Origin of the sequence: Streptomyces hesseae (assembly GCF_031845785.1) — a bacterium.
In the GTDB taxonomy this organism is placed as follows: domain Bacteria; phylum Actinomycetota; class Actinomycetes; order Streptomycetales; family Streptomycetaceae; genus Streptomyces; species Streptomyces hesseae.
On the sequence record NZ_JAVRFI010000006.1, the window covers coordinates 109,683 to 131,951 of the forward strand.

Annotated in this window: 21 protein-coding genes; 20 read left to right on the forward strand and 1 reads right to left on the reverse strand. The window is 72.1% G+C overall.

Going from position 1 to position 22,269, the window contains the following annotated elements:
- The first annotated feature begins 4 nt into the window (after window positions 1-4).
- The 6 genes from aroB to nusB all read left to right on the forward strand — a co-directional run bounded on the left by aroB (window position 5) and on the right by nusB (window position 4,502).
- A complete protein-coding gene (aroB, locus tag RM609_RS12345; protein WP_311610413.1) occupies window positions 5-1,096 on the forward strand; it encodes a 3-dehydroquinate synthase in 1,092 nt (363 codons plus the stop codon).
- The gene (gene aroQ, locus RM609_RS12350; RefSeq protein ID WP_311610414.1) at window positions 1,093-1,536 is read left to right on the forward strand and encodes a type II 3-dehydroquinate dehydratase; all 444 of its coding nucleotides are present in this window, start codon (window positions 1,093-1,095) and stop codon (window positions 1,534-1,536) included. The genes aroB and aroQ overlap by 4 nt, the downstream gene beginning before the upstream one ends.
- Before the next feature lie 118 nt (window positions 1,537-1,654).
- The gene (locus RM609_RS12355; RefSeq protein WP_438828423.1) at window positions 1,655-2,284 is read left to right on the forward strand and encodes an AAA family ATPase; all 630 of its coding nucleotides are present in this window, start codon (window positions 1,655-1,657) and stop codon (window positions 2,282-2,284) included.
- A 59-nt stretch (window positions 2,285-2,343) separates the two neighbouring features.
- Window positions 2,344-3,456: an aminopeptidase P family protein gene (locus tag RM609_RS12360; RefSeq protein WP_311610417.1), complete on the forward strand. Its 1,113-nt coding sequence runs from the start codon at window positions 2,344-2,346 to the stop codon at window positions 3,454-3,456.
- A 48-nt stretch (window positions 3,457-3,504) separates the two neighbouring features.
- Window positions 3,505-4,071 (forward strand): elongation factor P, encoded by a 567-nt coding sequence (efp, locus tag RM609_RS12365; protein ID WP_311610419.1) that lies wholly within the window; start codon window positions 3,505-3,507, stop codon window positions 4,069-4,071.
- A 2-nt stretch (window positions 4,072-4,073) separates the two neighbouring features.
- Complete coding sequence (gene nusB / locus RM609_RS12370) at window positions 4,074-4,502, forward strand: transcription antitermination factor NusB (RefSeq protein WP_311610421.1); 429 nt, start codon at window positions 4,074-4,076, stop codon at window positions 4,500-4,502.
- Window positions 4,503-4,592: 90 nt separating this feature from the next.
- On the opposite strand, the gene bldD is transcribed toward nusB, so the two are convergent.
- Entirely contained in the window at window positions 4,593-5,093 is a 501-nt protein-coding gene (gene bldD, locus RM609_RS12375; protein ID WP_004948690.1) for a transcriptional regulator BldD, read from the reverse strand.
- Between the two features lie 223 nt (window positions 5,094-5,316).
- Here bldD and pyrR point away from each other — a divergent pair, with 223 nt between their 5' ends.
- From pyrR to RM609_RS12445, 14 genes are all read left to right on the forward strand, one after another.
- Window positions 5,317-5,886 carry a bifunctional pyr operon transcriptional regulator/uracil phosphoribosyltransferase PyrR gene (gene pyrR, locus RM609_RS12380; RefSeq protein WP_311610423.1) on the forward strand — a complete coding sequence of 190 codons (570 nt, stop codon included), beginning with the start codon at window positions 5,317-5,319 and terminating at the stop codon, window positions 5,884-5,886.
- Window positions 5,887-5,977: 91 nt separating this feature from the next.
- Entirely contained in the window at window positions 5,978-6,964 is a 987-nt protein-coding gene (locus RM609_RS12385; RefSeq protein ID WP_311610424.1) for an aspartate carbamoyltransferase catalytic subunit, read from the forward strand.
- Window positions 6,964-8,250 carry a dihydroorotase gene (locus RM609_RS12390; RefSeq protein ID WP_311610425.1) on the forward strand — a complete coding sequence of 429 codons (1,287 nt, stop codon included), beginning with the start codon at window positions 6,964-6,966 and terminating at the stop codon, window positions 8,248-8,250. The genes RM609_RS12385 and RM609_RS12390 overlap by 1 nt, the downstream gene beginning before the upstream one ends.
- Entirely contained in the window at window positions 8,247-8,810 is a 564-nt protein-coding gene (locus RM609_RS12395) for a PH-like domain-containing protein (RefSeq protein ID WP_311610427.1), read from the forward strand. The genes RM609_RS12390 and RM609_RS12395 overlap by 4 nt, the downstream gene beginning before the upstream one ends.
- Complete coding sequence (gene carA / locus RM609_RS12400) at window positions 8,807-9,946, forward strand: glutamine-hydrolyzing carbamoyl-phosphate synthase small subunit (protein ID WP_311610429.1); 1,140 nt, start codon at window positions 8,807-8,809, stop codon at window positions 9,944-9,946. The genes RM609_RS12395 and carA overlap by 4 nt, the downstream gene beginning before the upstream one ends.
- Entirely contained in the window at window positions 9,939-13,247 is a 3,309-nt protein-coding gene (gene carB, locus RM609_RS12405) for a carbamoyl-phosphate synthase large subunit (RefSeq protein WP_311610431.1), read from the forward strand. The genes carA and carB overlap by 8 nt, the downstream gene beginning before the upstream one ends.
- Window positions 13,248-13,338: 91 nt before the next feature.
- Window positions 13,339-14,442: a quinone-dependent dihydroorotate dehydrogenase gene (locus RM609_RS12410; RefSeq protein ID WP_311610684.1), complete on the forward strand. Its 1,104-nt coding sequence runs from the start codon at window positions 13,339-13,341 to the stop codon at window positions 14,440-14,442.
- Window positions 14,443-14,511: 69 nt separating this feature from the next.
- Window positions 14,512-15,360, forward strand: a complete 849-nt coding sequence (gene pyrF / locus RM609_RS12415) for an orotidine-5'-phosphate decarboxylase (RefSeq protein ID WP_311610433.1) — start codon at window positions 14,512-14,514, stop codon at window positions 15,358-15,360.
- 278 nt (window positions 15,361-15,638) lie between these two features.
- On the forward strand, window positions 15,639-15,962 hold the full coding sequence (locus tag RM609_RS12420) for an integration host factor (protein WP_126913308.1): 324 nt from the start codon (window positions 15,639-15,641) through the stop codon (window positions 15,960-15,962).
- Window positions 15,963-16,058: 96 nt separating this feature from the next.
- Window positions 16,059-16,649 carry a guanylate kinase gene (gmk, locus tag RM609_RS12425; protein WP_311610435.1) on the forward strand — a complete coding sequence of 197 codons (591 nt, stop codon included), beginning with the start codon at window positions 16,059-16,061 and terminating at the stop codon, window positions 16,647-16,649.
- Between the two features lie 34 nt (window positions 16,650-16,683).
- Complete coding sequence (rpoZ, locus tag RM609_RS12430; RefSeq protein ID WP_126913306.1) at window positions 16,684-16,956, forward strand: DNA-directed RNA polymerase subunit omega; 273 nt, start codon at window positions 16,684-16,686, stop codon at window positions 16,954-16,956.
- Between the two features lie 117 nt (window positions 16,957-17,073).
- Window positions 17,074-18,282 carry a bifunctional phosphopantothenoylcysteine decarboxylase/phosphopantothenate--cysteine ligase CoaBC gene (coaBC, locus tag RM609_RS12435; RefSeq protein ID WP_311610438.1) on the forward strand — a complete coding sequence of 403 codons (1,209 nt, stop codon included), beginning with the start codon at window positions 17,074-17,076 and terminating at the stop codon, window positions 18,280-18,282.
- Window positions 18,283-18,468: 186 nt separating this feature from the next.
- On the forward strand, window positions 18,469-19,677 hold the full coding sequence (gene metK, locus RM609_RS12440) for a methionine adenosyltransferase (RefSeq protein ID WP_311610440.1): 1,209 nt from the start codon (window positions 18,469-18,471) through the stop codon (window positions 19,675-19,677).
- A 187-nt stretch (window positions 19,678-19,864) separates the two neighbouring features.
- A complete protein-coding gene (locus RM609_RS12445; RefSeq protein ID WP_311610441.1) occupies window positions 19,865-22,015 on the forward strand; it encodes a primosomal protein N' in 2,151 nt (716 codons plus the stop codon).
- Window positions 22,016-22,269: the final 254 nt, after the last annotated feature.

The window sequence follows — 22,269 nt, forward strand, 5'->3', positions numbered from 1 at the left end:
ACGCATGACCGACGCCCCCACCCGCATCCAGGTCGCCGGCAGCGCGGGCACCGCGCCGTACGAGGTCCTGGTCGGCCGCCAGCTGCTGGACGAGCTGCCCGGCCTCATCGGCACCCGGGCCCAGCGGGTCGCCGTGCTCCACCCCGAGGCGCTCGCCTCGACCGGCGAGGCCATCCGAGAGGACCTGGCCGCCCAGGGCTACGAGGCCATAGCGATCCAGCTGCCGAACGCCGAGGAGTCCAAGACCGTCGAGGTCGCGGCCTACTGCTGGAAGGCGCTCGGCCAGACCAACTTCACCCGCACCGACGTCATCGTCGGCGTGGGCGGCGGCGCCACCACCGACCTGGCGGGCTTCGTCGCCGCCACCTGGCTGCGCGGCGTGCGCTGGATCGCCGTGCCCACCACCGTCCTGGGCATGGTCGACGCCGCCGTCGGCGGCAAGACCGGCATCAACACCGCCGAGGGCAAGAACCTCGTCGGCGCCTTCCACCCCCCGGCCGGCGTCCTGTGCGACCTGGCCGCGCTGGAGTCGCTGCCGGTCCACGACTACGTCAGCGGCCTCGCCGAGATCATCAAGGCCGGCTTCATCTCCGACCCGGCGATCCTCGACCTCATCGAGGCCGACCCCGAGGGCGCCCGTACGCCCGAGGGCCCGCACACCTCCGAGCTGATCGAGCGGGCCATCCGGGTCAAGGCCGAGGTGGTCTCCTCCGACCTCAAGGAGTCGGGCCTGCGCGAGATCCTGAACTACGGTCACACGCTCGCCCACGCCATCGAGAAGAACGAGCGCTACAACTGGCGGCACGGCGCGGCCGTCGCCGTCGGCATGGTCTTCGCCGCCGAGCTCGGCCGGATCGCCGGCCGCCTGGACGACGTCACCGCCGACCGGCACCGCGCGATCCTCACCGCCGTCGGCCTGCCCGTCACCTACCGGGGCGACCAGTGGCCCAAGCTGCTGGAGACGATGAAGGTCGACAAGAAGACCCGCGGCGACCGGCTGCGCTTCATCGTCCTCGACGGCCTGGCCAGGCCCACGGTCCTGGAGGGCCCGGACCCGGCGATGCTGCTGGCCGCGCACGCGGAGATCGCGGCGTGAGCGTGCGTCGTGTTCTGGTGCTGAACGGCCCCAACCTGGGCCGGCTCGGCTCGCGCGAGCCCGACGTCTACGGCTCGACCTCCTACCGCGGCCTGGTCGAGGCGTGCACGGCGCTCGGCGCCGAGCTCGGCTTCGCCGTCGAGGTCCGGGAGACCAACGACGAGGGCGAGCTGGTGCGCTGGCTCCACGAGGCGGCCGACGGCGAGCTGCCGGTCGTCATCAACCCCGGCGCGTTCACGCACTACTCGTACGCGATGCGCGACGCGGCGGCCCAGCGGACGGCGCCGCTCATCGAGGTGCACATCTCCAACCCGTACGCGCGGGAGGAGTTCCGCCACACGTCCGTGATCGCGGCCGTCGCCAGCGGGACGGTGGCCGGCTTCGGCATCGGCTCGTACCGGCTGGCGCTGCGGGCGCTGGCGGAGGAACTCGGGGGCTAGCGGGGGCGTTTCCCCGGTGGAGGGGTGGGCGGCTACGCTCGGGTACGCTCCGGTCGGGTTTCGGGCCCCGGTCCGAAACCCACCGCCCCGCCGCCAGAACGAGACGGAGTGCCACCGGATGCAGTACCCCGTGGGTCCGCCACCACCGCACCCCCCGTTGCCCGCCGGCCCCCCGCCCTCGGCCGTGGCCGACGCGACCGCCGCCGCCGTCGCCGTCCTCCTCATCGGCCCGGCCGGCGCCGGCAAGACCACCGTCGCCCGGCACTGGGCCGACACCCGCCGGGTGCCCACGGCGCACATCAGCCTCGACGACGTCCGAGAATGGGTGCGCTCCGGCTTCGCCGACCCGCAGTCCGGGTGGAACGACCACTCCGAGGCCCAGTACCGCCTCGCCCGCCGCACCTGCGGCTTCGCCGCGCGCAACTTCATCGCCAACGGCATCTCCTGCATCCTCGACGACGCCGTCTTCCCCGACCGGCCCGTCGTCGGCCTCGGCGGCTGGAAGCGGCACGTGGGACCGGGGCTGCTGCCCGTGGTGCTGCTGCCCGGCCTGGACGTCGTCCTCGAACGCAACGCCGAACGCAGCGGCAATCGCCGGCTCGGTGACGAGGAGGTCGCCCGGATCCACGGCCGGATGGCCGGCTGGTACGGCTCGGGCCTGCCCATCATCGACAACTCCCAGCTGGACGTCCCCACCACCGCCCGGCTGCTCGACGAGGCCGTCACCCGGGCCCTGACCAACTGGTAGGGCCCCGGTCGGAGGCGCTGGAAAGGCCGGAACCGGCCGCCGAACGTACGCTCGGAAGCATGTCCGAGGTGTACGCGACGCGCCGCGCGCGGCTGCGCGAGCGGTGTGCGGCGGCCGGTGGCGAGGCCGCCCTGGTCTGCGGCGGCGCCAATGTCCGGTATCTGGCGGGCGGCGCGCCGCCCGGGGCCGCGCTGCTCCTCGGCCCGGACGGCGAGGACGCGCTGGTGTGCGCGAGCGACCCGTTCGTGGACGCCACGGGCGCCAGCCGCCCCGGGGACGGGCTGACCGTCCTGGTGCTGCCCACGCCCGAGGGCGATCCGGCCGTGGCCGCCGCCGAGCGGGCCGAGGAGCGCGGGGTGCGGTCGCTCGCAGTCGAGGAGCACCATCTGACGGTGGCCCGGCACCGCGCGGTGCGCTCGGTCGCCCCCCGGCTGCGGCTGAGCGACCTGGGGACGGCCGTGGAGCAGCAGAGGGTGATCAAGGACGACGAGGAGATCTCGACGCTGCGGATCGCCGCCGAGATCGCCGACCAGGCGCTCGGCGAGCTGCTGGAGTCGATACTCGTCGGCCGTACCGAGCGTCATCTGGCGCTGGAGCTGGAGCGCCGGCTGATCGACCACGGCGCGGACGGCGCGGCCTTCCCCACCTCGGTGGGGGCGGGGCCCCACTCGGGGCGGGCCGGGCACGTCCCGACCGACCGCCGGGTGGAGGAGGGCGATTTCCTCAGCGTCTGCCTGGGGGCGGACTATCGTGGGTACCGGAGCGAGATCGCCCGTACGTTCGTCATCGGGGCCTCTCCGGCGGACTGGCAGATCGAGCTGTACGAGCAGGTCTTCGCCGCCCAGCGGGCGGGCCGGGAGGCCCTCGCGCCGGGTGCCGCGTACCGTGACGTGGACCGCGCGGCACGGGTCGTACTGGAGGCCGCGGGCCATGGCGAACGGGTCGGACCCCGGATCGGTCACGGCGTCGGGCTCGAAAACGACGAGGACCCTCGGCTGGCACCGTCGGCAATGGGTAAACTGGACGCTTGCGTGCCGGTCACCGTAGATCCGGGAGTCCACCTCCCGGGACGGGGCGGCGTCCGGATCGATGACACGCTCGTCGTTCGCCCCGAGGCGGACGGCGGACCCGAGCTACTCACCATTACGACCAAAGAGCTGCTCGCGCTCTAGGAGCGCACCGCACTTTCTGGTTCCACCAGCCCAGGAGATACCGCAACCGTGGCATCCACGAACGACCTCAAGAACGGCATGGTGCTCAAGCTCGACGGCGGCCAGCTCTGGTCCGTCGTCGAGTTCCAGCACGTCAAGCCCGGCAAGGGCCCCGCCTTCGTCCGTACGAAGCTGAAGAACGTGCTCTCCGGCAAGGTCGTCGACAAGACCTTCAACGCGGGCGTGAAGGTCGACACGGCCACCGTCGACCGTCGCGACATGCAGTTCTCGTACATGGACGGCGAGTACTTCGTCTTCATGGACATGAAGGACTACGACCAGCTGATGATCGACCGGAAGGCCGTCGGCGACGCCGCGAACTTCCTTATCGAGGGCTTCGAGGCCACGGTCGCCACGCACGAGGGCGAGGTGCTCTACGTCGAGCTCCCGGCCGCCGTCGAGCTGGTCATCGAGCACACCGACCCGGGTGTCCAGGGCGACCGCTCCACCGGTGGCACCAAGCCCGCGAAGCTGGAGACCGGCTACGAGATCCAGGTCCCGCTCTTCGTCACCACCGGCGAGAAGATCAAGGTCGACACGCGCACCGGCGATTACCTCGGCCGGGTGAACAGCTAACCGTGTCCGCCCGCAGCAAGGCCCGTAAGCGCGCCTTCCAGATCCTCTTCGAGGCCGACCAGCGCGGCTCGTCCGTGGAGTCGGTCCTCGCCGACTGGATCCGGCATGCCCGGACCGACGACAGGCAGCCGCCGGTCAACCCGTACACGATCCAGCTGGTCGAGGGCTACGCCGAGCGCGCGGCCCGGATCGACGAGCTGATCGCCACCTACGCGATCGACTGGGACCTGGACCGCATGCCGGCCGCGGACCGCGGCATCGTCCGGCTCGGCGCGTACGAGCTGATCTGGGAGGACGAGACCCCGGACGCCGTGGCGATCGACGAGGCGGTGGAGCTCGCCAAGGAGTTCTCCACCGACGACTCGCCCGCGTTCGTCAATGGTCTCCTCGGTCGTTTCAAGGAGCTCAAGCCGAGCCTTCGGCGCGCCTAGCGCGAGCTCACAGACGAAAAACCGCCGTGGGGCGGGAAACCGGTTGGTTTCCCGCCCCACGGCGGTTTTGTTGTCAAGAACGGTGGACGGTTACGCGTCCTCGTGCTGAACGGCGCGACGGGCGTCCGCGTCGAGAACGCCCCAGCTGATCAGCTGCTCGGTGAGCACCGAGGGCGACTGGTCGTAGATCACGGCAAGGGTGCGCAGATCGTCCTGGCGGATCGAGAGGACCTTGCCGTTGTAGTCGCCGCGCTGGCTCTGGATGGTGGCGGCGTAACGCTGGAGCGGGCCCGCCTTCTCGGCCGGGACGTGGGCGAGTCGCTCCAGGTCCAGGACCAGCTTCGGCGGGGGCTCGGCCGCGCCGCCGGGCGTCGTGCCGGGCAGCAGCTCCTGCACGGGCACGCCGTAGAAGTCGGCCAGCTCGGCCAGGCGCTGTACGGTCACGGCACGGTCGCCGCGCTCGTAAGAACCCACGACAACGGCCTTCCAGCGGCCCTGGGACTTCTCCTCGACGCCATGGAGGGAGAGGCCCTGCTGGGTGCGGATGGCGCGGAGCTTGGCCCCGAGCTGTTTGGCGTATTCGCTGGACATAAAGCTCCCCGGACACTCTATCGATCGCGCGGCCGCGCCGCGCGACTGGTAACTCACTGTGAGGTTACGCAGCGTAATCTCGGTTCGTCAAGCCGAATGGGCCCCGCCCTGGGCCGTCAGTGGCTGTGGCTGGAGTTCGTCGTGGGTCCTGGTACGGTGAATCCTGTAAATCCGACGTCCTTTAATGTCCGTCCCGTGAGGCGGAGAAGGAGGTCCGTTTCGTATGGACGCAATTCCCAGCGCGCGCCCCGTGCTCGAAGCACCGGACATCGCCCGGGTCCTCACCCGTATCGCTCATGAGATCGTCGAACGCGCCAAGGGCGCCGACGACGTCGTACTCCTCGGCATTCCCACCCGCGGTGTCTTCCTCGCCCGCCGGCTGGCCGCCAAGCTCGAGGACATCACGGGGAGCAAGACCCCGGTCGGCTCCCTCGACATCACCATGTACCGCGACGATCTGCGGCTCCGCCCGGCCCGTGCGCTCGCCCGGACCGAGATCCCCGGTGAGGGCATCGACGGCAGGCTCGTCATCCTCGTCGACGACGTGCTCTTCTCCGGCCGCACCATCCGCGCCGCCCTCGACGCGATGAACGACCTGGGCCGCCCCCGTGCCGTCCAGCTCGCCGTCCTCGTCGACCGCGGCCACCGCGAGCTGCCGATCCGCGCCGACTACGTCGGCAAGAACCTCCCCACGTCGCTGCGGGAGACGGTCAAGGTCCACCTGACCGAGGAGGACGGACGCGACAGCGTGCTCCTCGGCGCGGGCACGACCGCCCCGGCCGACGGGCAGTAGCGAGCCCCTCACGGACCCGCGGGGCGGGTCCGTGCGCCGCCGCATGCCCGGCCACAGCCCTCGCACACCTCCACACCCACGGAGCACCCGGATGAAGCGCCACCTCATCTCGGCCGCCGACCTCACCCGCGACGACGCCGTCCTGATCCTCGACACCGCCGAGGAGATGGCCCGGGTCGCGGACCGGCCGATCAAGAAGCTGCCCACCCTGCGCGGCCGCACCGTCGTCAACCTCTTCTTCGAGGACTCGACGCGGACCCGCATCTCCTTCGAGGCCGCCGCCAAGCGGCTCTCCGCCGACGTCATCAACTTCTCCGCCAAGGGCTCCTCGGTCTCCAAGGGCGAGTCCCTGAAGGACACCGCCCTGACCCTGGAGGCCATGGGCGCCGACGCCGTCGTCATCCGCCACCACGCCTCCGGCGCCCCCTACCGGCTCGCCAACTCCGGCTGGATCGACGGGGCCGTCGTCAACGCCGGTGACGGCACCCACGAGCACCCCACCCAGGCGCTGCTGGACGCCTTCACCATGCGCCGCCGCCTGGTCGGCCGGGACGCCGGCCTCGGCAAGGACCTGTCCGGCCGCCGGATCACCATCGTCGGCGATGTGCTGCACAGCCGGGTGGCCCGCTCCAACGTCCACCTGCTGACCACGCTCGGCGCCGAGGTCACCCTGGTCGCCCCGCCCACGCTGGTGCCCGTCGGCGTCGACACCTGGCCCTGCGAGGTCTCCTACGACCTCGACGCCGTGCTGCCGAAGTCCGACGCCGTGATGATGCTGCGGGTGCAGCGCGAGCGGATGAACGCCGCGTTCTTCCCGACCGAGCGCGAGTACTCGCGGCGCTACGGCCTGGACGGCGACCGCATGGCGAAGATGCCCGAGCACGCCATCGTGATGCACCCCGGCCCGATGAACCGCGGCATGGAGATCACCGCCCAGGTCGCCGACTCCGACCGCTGCACGGCCGTCGAGCAGGTCGCCAACGGCGTCAGCACCCGGATGGCCGTCCTCTACCTGCTGCTCGGCGGCTCCGAGCCCGCCGTCGGCACGAACAACGCCCGCACCGAGGAGAGCAAGTAATGTCCAAGATCCTGATCCGTGGTGCGAAGGTCCTCGGCGGCGAGCCGCAGGACGTCCTGATCGACGGCGAGACCATCGCCGAGGTCGGTTCCGGCCTGTCCGCCGAGGGCGCGACCGTCGTCGAGGCCGAGGGCAAGATCCTGCTGCCCGGCCTGGTCGACCTCCACACCCACCTGCGCGAGCCCGGCCGCGAGGACTCCGAGACCGTCCTCACCGGCACCCGCGCCGCCGCGAGCGGCGGCTACACCGCCGTCTTCGCCATGGCGAACACCTTCCCGGTCGCCGACACCGCCGGCGTCGTCGAGCAGGTCTGGCGCCTGGGCAAGGAGTCCGGCTACTGCGACGTCCAGCCCATCGGCGCCGTCACGGTCGGCCTTGAGGGCAAGCAGCTCGCCGAGCTCGGCGCCATGCACGACTCCGCCGCCGGGGTCACCGTCTTCTCCGACGACGGCAAGTGCGTCGACGACGCCGTGATCATGCGCCGCGCCCTGGAGTACGTGAAGGCCTTCGGCGGCGTCGTCGCCCAGCACGCCCAGGAGCCCCGGCTCACCGAGGGCGCCCAGATGAACGAGGGCGTCGTCTCCGCCGAGCTGGGCCTGGGCGGCTGGCCGGCCGTCGCCGAGGAGTCGGTCATCGCCCGCGATGTCCTCCTCGCCGAGCACGTGGGCTCCCGGGTGCACATCTGCCACCTGTCCACCGCCGGCTCGGTGGAGATCGTCCGCTGGGCCAAGTCGCGCGGCATCGACGTCACCGCCGAGGTCACCCCGCACCACCTGCTCCTCACCGACGAGCTCGTCCGCTCGTACAACCCCGTCTACAAGGTGAACCCGCCGCTGCGCACCGAGCGCGACGTGATGGCGCTCCGTGAGGCCCTGGCCGACGGGACGATCGACATCGTCGCCACCGACCACGCACCGCACCCGCACGAGGACAAGGACTGCGAGTGGGCCGCGGCCGCCATGGGCATGGTGGGCCTGGAGACCGCCCTGTCGGTCGTCCAGCACACCATGGTCGAGACCGGGCTGCTGGACTGGGCCGGGGTCGCCGAGCGGATGTCCTTCAAGCCCGCCCGGATCGGCAGCCTCGCCGGTCACGGCCGCCCCGTCGCCCCGGGGGAGCCCGCCAACCTCACGCTGGTGGATTCCGCTTACCGTGGTGTCGTGGACCCCGCGGGCTTCGCCTCCCGCAGCCGCAACACCCCCTACGAGGGCCGTGAGCTGCCGGGGCGCGTCACCCACACCTTCCTGCGGGGCCGGGCGACGGTCGTGGACGGGAATCTCGCGTGACACCTGCACTAATCATCACTCTGGCGGCGGAGCAGAAGTCCGCCGACGTCACCCACTGGGCCGCGCGCGCCGGCTGGGTGGTGGGGCTGCTGCTCTTCGTCGCACTGCTCTACTGGCTGATGCGCGAGGGCTGGAAGTGGCGCGGCACGCTCCAGGGCGACCTGCCCGAGCTGCCCACCGCCCCCGCAGAGCAGGGCGAGCCCACCCTCACGATGAGTGGCCGCTACCACGGCTCCACCACCTCCGGGCAGTGGCTCGACCGGATCGTGGCGCAGGGGCTGGGCACGCGCAGCAAGGCCGAGCTCACCCTGACGGAGCAGGGCGTCGACGTCGTAAGGCCCGGCGCCCGGGACTTCTTCATCCCCGCCGCCGCCCTGCGCGGCGCCCGCCTGGAGACGGGCATCGCGGGCAAGGTCCTCCCCGAGGGCCTGCTCGTGATCACCTGGCAGCACGGCGACAAGACCATCGACTCGGGCTTCCGCTCCGACCGGGCGGCCGGCCACGCCGCCTGGGTCGAGGCGATCAGCACCATGAACAGCACTACGGAAGGCGCACGATGACGACCTCCAGCAGGGGAAGCAAGGTCCCCGCCGTACTCGTCCTGGAGGACGGTCGTACGTTCCGCGGCCGCGCCTACGGGGCGATCGGGACGACCTTCGGCGAGGCCGTGTTCTCCACCGGCATGACCGGCTACCAGGAGACCCTGACCGACCCCTCGTACCACCGCCAGGTCGTCGTGATGACGGCCCCGCACGTCGGCAACACCGGCGTCAACGACGAGGACCCCGAGTCCGGCCGGATCTGGGTCGCCGGCTACGTCGTCCGCGACCCCGCCCGCGTCCCCTCCAACTGGCGCTCCCGCCGCTCCCTGGACGAGGAGCTGGTCAAGCAGGGCATCGTCGGCATCAGCGGCATCGACACCCGCGCCCTCACCCGCCACCTGCGCGAGCGCGGCGCGATGCGCGTCGGCATCTTCTCCGGCAGCGCGCTGCCCGACGAGGGCACGATGCTCGCCGAGGTCCGCCAGGCCCCCGAGATGAAGGGCGCCGACCTCTCCGCCGAGGTCGCCACCAAGGAGACCTACGTCGTCCCCGCGATCGGTGCGAAGAAGTTCACCGTCGCCGCGATCGACCTGGGCATCAAGGGCATGACCCCGCACCGGATGGCCGAGCGCGGCATCGAGGTCCACGTCCTGCCCGCCACCGCGACCGTCGAGGACGTCTACGCGGTGAACCCGGACGGCGTGTTCTTCTCCAACGGCCCGGGCGACCCGGCCACCGCCGACCACCCCGTCTCCGTGATGCGCGAGGTCCTCTCCCGGAAGACCCCGCTGTTCGGCATCTGCTTCGGCAACCAGATCCTCGGCCGCGCGCTCGGCTTCGGCACCTACAAGCTGAAGTACGGCCACCGGGGCATCAACCAGCCCGTCCAGGACCGTACGACCGGCAAGGTCGAGGTCACCGCCCACAACCACGGCTTCGCCGTCGACGCCCCGCTCGAGGGCGCGACCGACACGCCGTACGGCCGCGTCGAGGTCTCCCACGTCTGTCTCAACGACGACGTGGTCGAGGGTCTCCACCTCCTCGACCAGCCGGCATTCAGCGTCCAGTACCACCCCGAGGCAGCAGCAGGCCCGCACGACGCCGCGTACCTGTTCGACCGCTTCGTGACCCTGATGGAGGGCCAGCGTGCCTAAGCGCACCGACATCCAGTCCGTTCTGGTCATCGGCTCCGGCCCGATCGTCATCGGCCAGGCAGCGGAGTTCGACTACTCCGGCACCCAGGCCTGCCGCGTCCTGAAGGCCGAGGGCCTGCGGGTCGTCCTGGTCAACTCCAACCCGGCCACGATCATGACCGACCCGGAGATCGCCGACGCCACCTACGTCGAGCCGATCACCCCGGAGTTCGTCGAGAAGATCATCGCCAAGGAGCGCCCCGACGCCCTCCTGCCCACCCTCGGCGGCCAGACCGCGCTGAACACGGCCATCGCCATGCACGAGAACGGTGTGCTGGAGAAGTACGGCGTGGAACTGATCGGCGCCAACGTCGAGGCCATCCACAAGGGCGAGGACCGCGACCTGTTCAAGGGCGTCGTCGAGGCCGTCAACGCCAAGATCGGCCACGGCGAGTCCGCCCGCTCGGTCATCTGCCACACCATGGACGAGGTCCTCGCGGGCGTCGACACGCTCGGCGGCTACCCGGTCGTCGTCCGTCCCTCCTTCACCATGGGCGGCGCCGGCTCCGGCTTCGCCCACGACGAGGAGGAGCTGCGCCGCATCGCCGGCCAGGGCCTCACGCTCTCCCCGACCACCGAGGTGCTCCTGGAGGAGTCCATCCTCGGCTGGAAGGAGTACGAGCTGGAGCTGATGCGCGACAAGCACGACAACGTCGTGGTCGTCTGCTCCATCGAGAACTTCGACCCGATGGGCGTCCACACCGGTGACTCCATCACCGTCGCCCCGGCGATGACGCTCACGGACCGTGAGTACCAGATCCTGCGGGACGTCGGCATCGCGATCATCCGCGAGGTCGGTGTCGACACCGGCGGCTGCAACATCCAGTTCGCGATCAACCCCGACGACGGCCGGGTCATCGTCATCGAGATGAACCCCCGGGTCTCGCGCTCCTCCGCGCTCGCCTCCAAGGCCACCGGATTCCCGATCGCGAAGATCGCCGCCCGGCTCGCCGTGGGCTACACCCTGGATGAGATTCCCAACGACATCACCGAGAAGACCCCGGCGTCCTTCGAGCCCACGCTCGACTACGTCGTGGTCAAGGCGCCCCGCTTCGCGTTCGAGAAGTTCCCGGCCGCCGACGCCACCCTCACCACGACCATGAAGTCGGTCGGCGAGGCCATGGCCATCGGCCGCAACTTCACCGAGGCCCTCCAGAAGGCCCTGCGCTCGCTGGAGAAGAAGGGCTCGCAGTTCGACTTCGTCTCCGCGCCCGGCGACAAGGCCGAGCTGCTGGAGAAGGCGGTCCGCCCGACCGACGGCCGGATCAACACGGTCATGGCCGCCATCCGCGCCGGCGCCACCCCGGAGGAGGTCTTCGAGGCGACGAAGATCGACCCCTGGTTCGTCGACCAGCTCTTCCTGATCAAGGAGATCGCCGACGAGCTGGCCGGCGCCGAGAAGCTCGAGCCCGAGCTGCTCGCCGAGGCCAAGCGCCACGGCTTCTCCGACGCCCAGATCGGCGCCATCCGGGGCCTGCGCGAGGACGTCGTCCGCGAGGTCCGCCACGCGCTGGGCGTCCGCCCGGTCTACAAGACCGTCGACACCTGCGCCGCCGAGTTCGCCGCGAAGACCCCGTACTTCTACTCGTCCTACGACGAGGAGTCCGAGGTCGCGCCGCGCGAGAAGCCCGCAGTGATCATCCTGGGCTCGGGCCCGAACCGGATCGGCCAGGGCATCGAGTTCGACTACTCGTGCGTCCACGCCTCCTTCGCGCTCAGCGACGCGGGCTACGAGACCGTGATGGTCAACTGCAACCCCGAGACCGTCTCCACCGACTACGACACCTCCGACCGGCTCTACTTCGAGCCGCTCACCCTGGAGGACGTCCTGGAGATCGTCCACGCGGAGTCCCTCGCGGGCCCCGTCGCGGGCGTCATCGTCCAGCTCGGCGGCCAGACCCCGCTCGGCCTCGCCCAGGCCCTCAAGGACAACGGCGTGCCGATCGTCGGCACCTCCCCGGAGGCCATCGACCTCGCCGAGGAGCGCGGCGCCTTCGGCCGCGTCCTCACCGAGGCCGGGCTGCCCGCGCCCAAGTACGGCACCGCCTACTCCTTCGACGAGGCCAAGGGCATCGCCGCCGGCATCGGCTACCCGGTCATGGTCCGCCCGTCCTACGTCCTCGGCGGCCGCGGCATGGAGATCGTCTACGACGAGCCCTCCCTCGCCGGCTACCTGGAGCGGCACGCGGGCCTGATCTCCGAGCACCCGGTGCTCATCGACCGCTTCCTCGACGACGCCATCGAGATCGACGTCGACGCGCTCTACGACGGCCACGACCTCTACCTCGGCGGCGTCATGGAGCACATCGAGGAGGCCGGCATCCACTCCGGCGACTCCGCCTGCGCCCTGCCCCCGATCACCCTCGGCGGCTACGACATCAAGCGGCTGCGCGCCTCCACGGAGGCCATCGCCAAGGGCGTCGGCGTCCGCGGCCTGATCAACATCCAGTTCGCGATGGCCGGGGACATCCTCTACGTCCTGGAGGCCAACCCGCGCGCCTCCCGCACCGTCCCCTTCACCTCGAAGGCGACCGCCGTGCCGCTGGCCAAGGCCGCCGCCCGGATCTCCCTGGGCGCGACCATCGCCGAGCTGCGCGAGGAGGGCATGCTGCCGAAGAACGGCGACGGCGGCACCCTGCCGCTGGACGCGCCGATCTCCGTCAAGGAGGCCGTGATGCCGTGGTCGCGCTTCCGCGACATCCACGGCCGCGGCGTGGACACCGTCCTCGGCCCGGAGATGCGCTCCACCGGCGAGGTCATGGGCATCGACACCCTCTTCGGCACCGCCTACGCCAAGTCGCAGGCCGGCGCCTACGGCGCGCTGCCCACCAAGGGCCGCGCGTTCGTCTCCGTCGCCAACCGCGACAAGCGCTCGATGATCTTCCCGGCCCGGGAACTGGTCGCCCACGGCTTCGAGCTGCTGGCCACCTCCGGCACCGCCGAGGTCCTCAAGCGCAACGGCATCAACGCCACCGTCGTGCGCAAGCAGAGCGAGGGCGAGGGCCCGAACGGCGAGAAGACGATCGTCCAGCTGATCCACGACGGCGAGGTCGACCTCATCGTCAACACCCCCTACGGCACCGGCGGCCGCCTCGACGGCTACGAGATCCGCACCGCCGCCGTGGCCCGCGCGGTGCCGTGCCTGACGACGGTCCAGGCGCTCGCCGCCGCCGTCCAGGGCATCGAGGCGTTCAGCCGCGGCGACGTGGGCGTGCGCTCCCTCCAGGAGCACGCGGAGCAGCTGACCGCCGCCAGGTCCTGATCCTCCCCGCCCGTCCGCCCCCGGTGAGAGCCGGGGGCGGACGGGCGGTCCCATGGAACCTCCCCTTCGGCTGTGGAAGGCCCGCCACCACATGTACTCCCTCTTCTTCCGACTGTTCTTCCAGCGGATGGACCCCGAACGAGCCCACCACCTGGCTTTCTCGTGGATCCGCCGGGCGGCCGGCGTCCCCGTCCTGCGCACCTTCGTCGCGGCCGTCCTCGCGCCCCGCCACAAGGAGCTGCGCACCGAGGCCCTCGGCCTGCGGATGCACGGCCCCTTCGGCCTCGCCGCCGGCTTCGACAAGAACGCCGCCGCGATCGACGGCATGGCCATGCTCGGCTTCGACCACGTCGAGATCGGCACCGTCACCGCCCAGCCCCAGCCGGGCAACCCCAAGAAGCGCCTCTTCCGCCTCGTCGCCGACCGCGCCCTGATCAACCGCATGGGCTTCAACAACGACGGCTCGGCGGCCGTGGCGGAGCGCCTGGCGGCCCGCAAGGAGGTCTTCCGCACGACCGTCGGCGTCAACATCGGCAAGACCAAGGTCGTGCCGGAGGAGGAGGCCGTCGCCGACTACGTCGCCTCCACCGAGCGCCTGGCCGCCCACGCCGACTACCTCGTCGTCAACGTCTCGTCGCCCAACACGCCCGGGCTGCGCAACCTCCAGGCCACCGAGTCGCTGCGCCCGCTGCTCACGGCCGTCCGCGAGGCCGCCGACCGCACGGTCACCTCGCGCCACGTCCCGCTGCTGGTGAAGATCGCCCCCGATCTCGCCGACGAGGACGTCGACGCCGTCGCCGATCTCGCCGTCGAGCTGGGCCTGGACGGCATCATCGCCAACAACACCACCATCGCCCGTGACGGCCTGGGCCTCGCCACCCCGAAGCGCACCGTCGAGGCCATCGGTGCCGGCGGCCTCTCCGGCGCCCCCGTGAAGGCCCGCTCGCTGGAGGTCCTGAGCCGCCTGTACGCCCGTGTGGGCGACCGGATCACCCTGGTGGGTGTCGGGGGCATCGAGACCGCCGACGACGCCTGGGAGCGCATCCTGGCGGGCGCCACGCTCGTCCAGGGCTACAGCGCCTTCATCTACGAGGGCCCCTTCTGGTGCCGCCGCATCCACCAGGGCCTGGCAGCCCGCCTGGCCGCCAGCCCGTACAAGACCCTCGCCGAGGCGGTAGGCGCGGCAACGCGCTGACCGAGTCGGTGTGTGCCCACCGGCCCGCACCCGACCACCGGCCCGCACCCGACCCGGAAAGGGAAACCCATGACCACCGAACCCTTCGGCGCCAGACTGCGCCGCGCCATGGACGACCGCGGCCCGCTCTGCGTAGGCATCGACCCCCACGCCTCACTGCTCGCCGACTGGGGCCTGTCCGACGACATCGCCGGCCTGGAGCGCTTCACCCACACCGTCGTGGAGGCCCTGGCCGACCGCGTCGCCGTCCTCAAGCCGCAGTCCGCCTTCTTCGAGCGCTTCGGCTCGCGCGGCGTCGCCGTCCTGGAGCGGGCCGTGGCCGACGCCCGGGCCGCCGGGGCGCTGGTGCTGATGGACGCCAAGCGCGGCGACATCGGCTCCACCATGGCCGCCTACGCCGCCACCTACCTCGACCCGGCCTCGCCGCTGTTCTCCGACGCCGTGACCGTCAGCCCCTACCTCGGCTACGGCTCGCTGCGCCCCGCGCTGGACCTGGCCCGGGAGAGCGGCGCGGGCGTGTTCGTCCTCGCCCTGACCTCCAACCCGGAGGGCGCCGAGGTGCAGCACGCGGTGCGGGCCGACGGCCGGAGCGTCGCGGCGACGATGCTGGACCACCTGCGGGCCGAGAACGCGGGCGCCACGCCCATGGGCTCGTACGGCGCGGTCGTCGGCGCCACGCTGGGCGACTCCCTGACCGCGGCGGGCGCGGAGCTCGCCATCAACGGGCCGCTCCTGGCCCCCGGGATCGGGGCGCAGGGCGCCACCGCCGCCGACCTGCCGAAGGTCTTCGGCGCGGCCGTGCGGGACGTGGTCCCGAACGTCAGCCGCGGGGTGCTGCGGCACGGCCCCGACATGGCCGCGCTGCGCGAGAGCGCGGACCGTTTCGCGGGCGAGATCCGGGACGCGGTGGCGGGCTGAGCGACGTCGGTCACAGTGGGGCGATGCGTCCCAGGTCGGCCACACCGGCGAGTTAACGCCAACCGCCAAAGAAAATTGTCGGTCATTATGCCCGGAAAAGTCCTGGTCGAGAGAGTCTGACCAGGACTTTTCGCTTGTTCTCGCTGACTGGAGCGGGATCGGCCGCTAGTCTCCGACGAGAGCGAACGCGCAAGCGCGTTGCTCGTTGCCCCCCAGGTGTGGGCCGACTAGGTTCCTCACCGGTCCGTATCCAGTTCGACTTCCGAGGTGACGTAGGCGTGGCTCTTCCGCCCCTTACCCCTGAACAGCGCGCAGCCGCGCTCGAAAAGGCCGCCGCGGCTCGCCGGGAGCGCGCCGAGGTCAAGAATCGGCTCAAGCACTCCGGCGCCTCTCTGCACGATGTGATCGAGCAGGGCCAGAAGAACGAAGTTATCGGCAAGATGAAGGTCAGTGCCCTCCTGGAGAGTCTCCCCGGGGTGGGCAAGGTCCGTGCCAAGCAGATCATGGAGCGGCTCGGAATTTCCGAGAGCCGTCGTGTGCGCGGTCTCGGCTCCAACCAGATCGCCGCTCTGGAGCGCGAGTTCGGCAGCAAGGCGGCCTGAGCCGAAGACCCCGTCGCGGTGGCCCGGTGGCCGTGACCGCCCCTTCCGGGCGGTCCGGCGTTACCGGGCACTCCCGGGAACCGGGATAATCGCTGCATGAGTACCTCAGTCTCCCGGGGGACGTCCCCCGTACCCCCGGCCAGACGACCGCGGCTGACCGTGCTCTCCGGCCCCTCCGGAGTCGGTAAGAGCACGGTCGTCGCCCATATGCGCAAGGCCCACCCCGAGGTGTGGCTCTCGGTGTCCTGCACCACCCGCAAGCCGCGCCCCGGTGAGCAGGAGGGTGTCCAGTACTTCTTCGTCGACGACGAGCAGTTCGACAAGCTCATCGCCAACGGCGAGCTGCTGGAGTGGGCCGAGTTCGCGGGCAACCGCTACGGCACGCCCCGCAAGGCCGTGCTGGACCGCCTGGACGCGGGCGAGCCCGTGCTGCTGGAGATCGACCTCCAGGGCGCCCGGCAGGTCCGCGAGACCATGCCGGAGGCCCAGCTGGTCTTTCTCGCGCCGCCGAGCTGGGACGAACTGGTCCGCCGGCTCACCGGCCGGGGGACCGAGTCGCCCGAGGTCATCGAGCGGCGGCTGGCCGCGGCGAAGGTGGAGCTGGCGGCGGAGTCGGAATTCGACACCACGCTGGTCAACACCTCCGTCGAGGACGTCGCACGCGAGCTGCTAGCCTTGCTGAGCTGAACATCTTTCTTCACCCCCCTTCGGAAGGCAGAGAGTGTCCTCTTCCATCACCGCGCCCGAGGGCATCATCAACCCGCCGATTGATGAGCTGCTCGAGGCGACCGACTCGAAGTACAGCCTCGTGATCTACGCCGCCAAGCGCGCGCGTCAGATCAACGCGTACTACTCGCAGCTCGGCGAGGGCCTGCTGGAGTACGTCGGCCCGCTGGTGGACACCCACGTCCACGAGAAGCCGCTCTCCATCGCGCTCCGCGAGATCAACGCGGGCCTGCTGACCTCCGAGGCCGTCGAGGCCCCGGCGGCGTAAGCACCGGATTTTTCGTCACCAAGGGCCCGGCAGAGCATCTGCCGGGCCCTTGGTGTGTCATAGGACCGTGCGTACAGATGTGCGTGCGTACGGGGATCGTGGGGAGAAGCGAGAGCGATGGACAAGCCCAACGTCGTCCTGGGGGTCAGCGGCGGGATCGCCGCCTACAAGGCGTGCGAGCTGCTGCGGCGCCTCACCGAGTCCGGCCATGACGTCCGGGTGGTGCCCACCGCGTCGGCCCTGAACTTCGTGGGCGAGGCGACCTGGGCCGCGCTGTCCGGCCACCCCGCCGGCACCGAGGTGTGGGAGAGCGTCCACGAGGTGCCGCACGTGCGGATCGGCCAGCGGGCCGACCTCGTCGTCGTCGCCCCCGCCACCGCCGACATGCTGGCCAAGGCCGCGCACGGGCTCGCTGACGACCTGCTGACCAATACGCTCCTCACCGCCCGCTGCCCGGTGGTCTTCGCCCCGGCCATGCACACCGAGATGTGGGAGAACCCGGCCACCCAGGAGAACGTGGCGACGCTCCGCCGCCGGGGCGCGATCGTCATCGAGCCCGCCGTGGGCCGGCTCACCGGCGTCGACACCGGCAAGGGCCGGCTGCCGGAGCCCGGCGAGATCTTCGAGGTCTGCCGCAGGGTCCTGGCGCGCGGCGCGGAAGGCGTGGCCGCCGACCTCGCGGGCCGCCATGTCGTGGTGAGCGCCGGCGGCACCCGGGAGCCCCTGGACCCCGTGCGCTACCTGGGCAACCGCTCCTCCGGCAAGCAGGGCTACGCCCTCGCCCGTACCGCCGTCGCCCGGGGGGCCAGGGTCACCCTGGTCGCCGCCAACAGCGAGCTGCCGGATCCCGCCGGCGCCGATGTGGTGCACGTCGGGACGGCGGTGCAGCTGCGTGAGGCCGTGCTCAAGGCCGCCGCCGACGCCGACGCCGTGGTGATGGCCGCGGCCGTCGCCGACTTCCGGCCGGCCAGCTACGCCGAGGGCAAGATCAAGAAGCGGGACGGGCAGGAGCCGGAGCCGGTCGCGCTGGTGCGCAACCCGGACGTCCTCGCCGAGCTCTCGGCGGCCCGTCCCCGCCCGGGCCAGGTCGTCGTCGGTTTCGCCGCCGAGACCGACCAGGTGCTGGAGAACGGCCGCGCCAAGCTCGCCCGCAAGGGCTGCGACCTGCTGGTCGTCAATGAGGTGGGGGAGCGGAAGACATTCGGCTCCGAGCTGAACGAGGCCGTCGTCCTCGCCCCCGACGGCACCGAGACCCCGGTCCCGTACGGCCCCAAGGAAGCCCTCGCGGACACGGTCTGGGACCTCGTCGTCCCCCGCCTCGGCTGACGCGCTCCGGGCACGGCCTGTGCGGTTTTCGTGACGGGAGTCACAGGCCGTGCCCAATGTCATCGGGGGCGGGATGTTCGGAGAGCGACGGGGCCGGATAAACTGGCTACGGATCCGAGTCGAGCGCAGCTCTCGGCCGGATCTGTCAATGATCAGCCAGCAGCCGCTGCAACCCCAGGGAGCGATGTGTCCCGCCGCCTGTTCACCTCGGAGTCCGTGACCGAGGGTCACCCCGACAAGATCGCTGACCAGATCAGCGACTCCATTCTCGACGCCCTCCTCAAGGAGGACCCGACGTCCCGCGTCGCCGTCGAGACGCTCATCACCACCGGCCTGGTGCACGTCGCCGGTGAGGTGACCACGAAGGCCTACGCGCCGATCGCCTCGCTCGTGCGCAACAAGATCCTCGAGATCGGCTACGACTCGTCCAAGAAGGGCTTCGACGGCGCCTCCTGCGGCGTCTCGGTCTCCATCGGCGCGCAGTCCGCCGACATCGCCCAGGGTGTCGACACCGCCTACGAGAGCCGCGTCGAGGGCGACGAGGACGAGCTCGACAAGCAGGGCGCGGGCGACCAGGGCCTGATGTTCGGCTTCGCCTGCGACGAGACGCCGAACCTGATGCCGCTGCCGATCGAGCTCGCGCACCGGCTCTCGCGCCGCCTGTCCGAGGTCCGCAAGAACGGCACCATCCCGTACCTGCGCCCCGACGGCAAGACCCAGGTCACCATCGAGTACGACGGCAACAAGGCCGTGCGCCTGGACACCGTTGTCGTCTCCTCGCAGCACGCCTCCGACATCGACCTGGACTCGCTGCTCGCGCCCGACATCCGCGAGTTCGTCGTCGAGCACGTGCTCAAGGAGCTCGTCGAGGACGGCATCAAGCTCGACACCGACGGCTACCGCCTCCTGGTGAACCCCACCGGCCGCTTCGAGATCGGCGGCCCCATGGGCGACGCCGGCCTCACCGGCCGCAAGATCATCATCGACACCTACGGCGGCATGGCCCGCCACGGTGGCGGCGCCTTCTCCGGCAAGGACCCGTCCAAGGTCGACCGCTCCGCCGCGTACGCGATGCGCTGGGTCGCCAAGAACGTCGTCGCCGCCGGCCTGGCCGCGCGCTGCGAGGTCCAGGTCGCCTACGCGATCGGCAAGGCCGAGCCCGTCGGTCTCTTCGTCGAGACCTTCGGCACCAACACGGTCGACACCGACAAGATCGAGAACGCCATCGCCGAGGTCTTCGACCTCCGCCCGGCCGCGATCATCCGCGACCTCGACCTGCTCCGCCCGATCTACGCCCAGACCGCCGCGTACGGCCACTTCGGCCGCGAGCTCCCCGACTTCACCTGGGAGCGCACGGACCGCGTGGACGCGCTGCGCAAGGCCGCGGGGCTGTAAGTCCCGCCCGGTCGTATGACGAACGGCCCCGGACCGAGGAATCGGTCCGGGGCCGTCGTATTGCCGGTCCCGCACGACCGGTGTAACCGAGCGGTCCATGGCAGCAGCACGCCGCCGCCGACTTTCGATCTCGGGCGCCTTCGCGCGGGTGCCACCACTGTCAGTGGCGTCTGGTAGGACTGGGGCTGTGAGCAGCGAGAACGGGCGGTCGGAGCGGGAGGGTCCCGAGGCGGAGCAGCTCGCGCTGATCCGGGAGAGCGTGCGCAAGGCCAAGGTGCCGCGGGCCAAGCCGCGGACGTGGCGGGGGGCCGTGCTGGCCAAGGAGCTGCCCGTCGCCCGGGTGCTGGTCGACAAGGGGCCGGTCCACCTCGACCGGCTGTGGGACTACGCCGTTCCCGCCGAGCTGGACGCCGAGGCCCGGCCCGGGGTGCGGGTGCGGGTGCGCTTCGGCGCGGGCACGCGGAACGTACGGGGCGGGCGCCGGGAGGGGGGCGGGCTGCTCGACGGGTTCATCGTGGAGCGGGTCGCCGAGTCCGACTACCAGGGGCCGCTGGCCGCGCTCGCGCAGGTGCTGTCGCCCGAGCCGGTGCTGAGCCCGGCGCTACTGGGGCTCTGCCGGGCCGTCGCCGACCGGTACGCGGGCTCGCTCGCCGATGTGCTGCAGCTGGCCGTGCCGCCCCGGCACGCCCGGATCGAGGCCGAGCCGTCGCCCGGGCCGGCCCCGCGCCCCGCCGCGCCGGAGCCCGGCAGCTGGGCGCGGTATCCGACCGGGCCCGCCTACCTCCAGGCCATCGCCCGGGGCGACGCCCCCCGCGCGGTGTGGACGGCCCTGCCCGGGCCGCACTGGCCGGGCGAGCTGGCCCGGGCCGCCGCCGCCGCGCTCGCCTCCGGGCGCGGGGCGCTGATCGTCGTGCCCGACGGCCGGACCGCCGCCCGCGTCGACGCGGCGCTCGGCGAGCTGCTGGGCGCCGGGCGCCATGTGCTGCTCACCGCCGACACGGGCCCCGAGGAGCGCTACCGTCGCTGGCTCGCGGTCAGCCGCGGCGCGGTACGGGCCGTGGTCGGCACCCGCGCCGCGATGTTCGCGCCCGTACGGGATCCCGGCCTCGTGGCCATCTGGGACGACGGCGACTCCAGCCACAGCGAGCCGCACGCGCCCCAGCCGCACGCCCGTGAGGTGCTGCTGCTCAGGGCCGCCCATGAGAAGGCGGCGTTCCTGCTGGGCGGCTTCGGCTGCACGGTGGAGGCCGCCCAGCTGGTGGAGACCGGCTGGGCCCTGCCCCTGGTCGCGGCCCGCGAACGGATCCGCGTCACCGCGCCCCGGGTCCGTACGGTCGGGGAGGCCGACGAGGCGCGGGACGCCGCCGCGCGGGCCGCCCGGCTGCCCACGGTGGCCTGGGAGGCCGCCCGGGAGGGCCTCAAGCACGGGCCGGTGCTGGTGCAGGTGCCGCGCCGGGGCTATGTGCCCCGGCTGGCCTGCGAGCGCTGCCGCGAGCCCGCCCGCTGCGCGCACTGCGCCGGGCCGCTGGAGGCGCGCTCCGGAGACGACGGCCTGCTGCACTGCGGCTGGTGCGGGCAGGAGGCCCGCGACTGGCACTGCGGCGAGTGCGGCGGCTTCCGGCTGCGCGCCCAGGTCGTGGGAGCCGGACGGACCGCCGAGGAGCTGGGCCGGGCGTTCCCGGCCGTGCCCGTCCGTACGTCCGGGCGCGATCACATCCTGGACACCGTCCCGGACCGGCCCGCGCTCGTCGTCTCCACGCCGGGCGCCGAGCCCGTCGCCGAGGGCGCCGGCTACGCGGCGGCCCTGCTGCTGGACGGCTGGGCCCTGCTCGGCCGCCCCGACCTACGGGCGGGGGAGGAGGCGCTGCGCCGCTGGCTGGGCGCGGCCGCGCTGGTGCGGGGGCAGGAGGCCGGCGGCACGGTCGTGGTCGTGGCCGACCCCACGCTGCGGCCGGTGCAGGCCCTGGTCCGCTGGGACCCGGCCGGGCACGCGGTGCGTGAGCTCGCCGACCGGGCGGAGCTGGGCTTTCCGCCGGTGTCGCGGATGGCGGCGCTCTCGGGGCCGACTTCCGCCGTCGCGGAGCTGATCGCCATGGCGGAGCTGCCGGAGGGGGCGGAGGTGCTCGGGCCCGTCCCGCTGCCCCCGCCCCTGCCGGGGCGGCCGCGGCGGGCGGGCGACCCGCCGCCGGGTGAGCACTGGGAGCGCGCCCTGCTCCGGGTGCGGCCCGGGCAGGGCGCGGCGCTGGCGGCCGCGCTCAAGACGGCGCAGGCGATACGGCTGACCCGGTGGGAGGGGGAGCCGGTGCGGTTGCGGGTGGACCCGCCAGATATCGGGTGACGGGGCCTGTGTGGGGTGCGCCCGGTGCCGTGCGGTGGGTGCCGGGCGTGTGCGGGCGCGGGCACCCACAATCCGCCGCGGCGGGCATCAGCCACAGCGGTGGATGTCGGCGGTGCCCGCCCGCCTCGGGCCGGTGGGTGCCCCACATGCGGTCTGTTCGGCACCGCCGGGCTCCTCGGTGGGGGTGGCCCGCCATTGCGGCGGGGAGGGGCCCCAGTCCCGCCCTTTCACCGTTTCCGGGGGCTGCGCCCCCG

Bases quoted from the DNA above. Each gene is read 5' to 3' on its own strand.
- RM609_RS12360 (WP_311610417.1), top strand. From the start codon at position 2,344: ATGTCCGAGGTGTACGCGACGCGCCGCGCGCGGCTGCGCGAGCGGTGT.
- RM609_RS12385 (WP_311610424.1), top strand. From the start codon at position 5,978: ATGAAGCGCCACCTCATCTCGGCCGCCGACCTCACCCGCGACGACGCC.
- RM609_RS12355 (WP_438828423.1), top strand. From the start codon at position 1,655: ATGCAGTACCCCGTGGGTCCGCCACCACCGCACCCCCCGTTGCCCGCC.
- coaBC (WP_311610438.1), top strand. From the start codon at position 17,074: ATGGACAAGCCCAACGTCGTCCTGGGGGTCAGCGGCGGGATCGCCGCC.
- pyrR (WP_311610423.1), top strand. From the start codon at position 5,317: ATGGACGCAATTCCCAGCGCGCGCCCCGTGCTCGAAGCACCGGACATC.
- pyrF (WP_311610433.1), top strand. From the start codon at position 14,512: ATGACCACCGAACCCTTCGGCGCCAGACTGCGCCGCGCCATGGACGAC.
- gmk (WP_311610435.1), top strand. From the start codon at position 16,059: ATGAGTACCTCAGTCTCCCGGGGGACGTCCCCCGTACCCCCGGCCAGA.
- aroB (WP_311610413.1), top strand. From the start codon at position 5: ATGACCGACGCCCCCACCCGCATCCAGGTCGCCGGCAGCGCGGGCACC.
- RM609_RS12410 (WP_311610684.1), top strand. From the start codon at position 13,339: ATGTACTCCCTCTTCTTCCGACTGTTCTTCCAGCGGATGGACCCCGAA.
- RM609_RS12390 (WP_311610425.1), top strand. From the start codon at position 6,964: ATGTCCAAGATCCTGATCCGTGGTGCGAAGGTCCTCGGCGGCGAGCCG.
- carA (WP_311610429.1), top strand. From the start codon at position 8,807: ATGACGACCTCCAGCAGGGGAAGCAAGGTCCCCGCCGTACTCGTCCTG.
- bldD (WP_004948690.1), bottom strand. From the start codon at position 5,093: ATGTCCAGCGAATACGCCAAACAGCTCGGGGCCAAGCTCCGCGCCATC.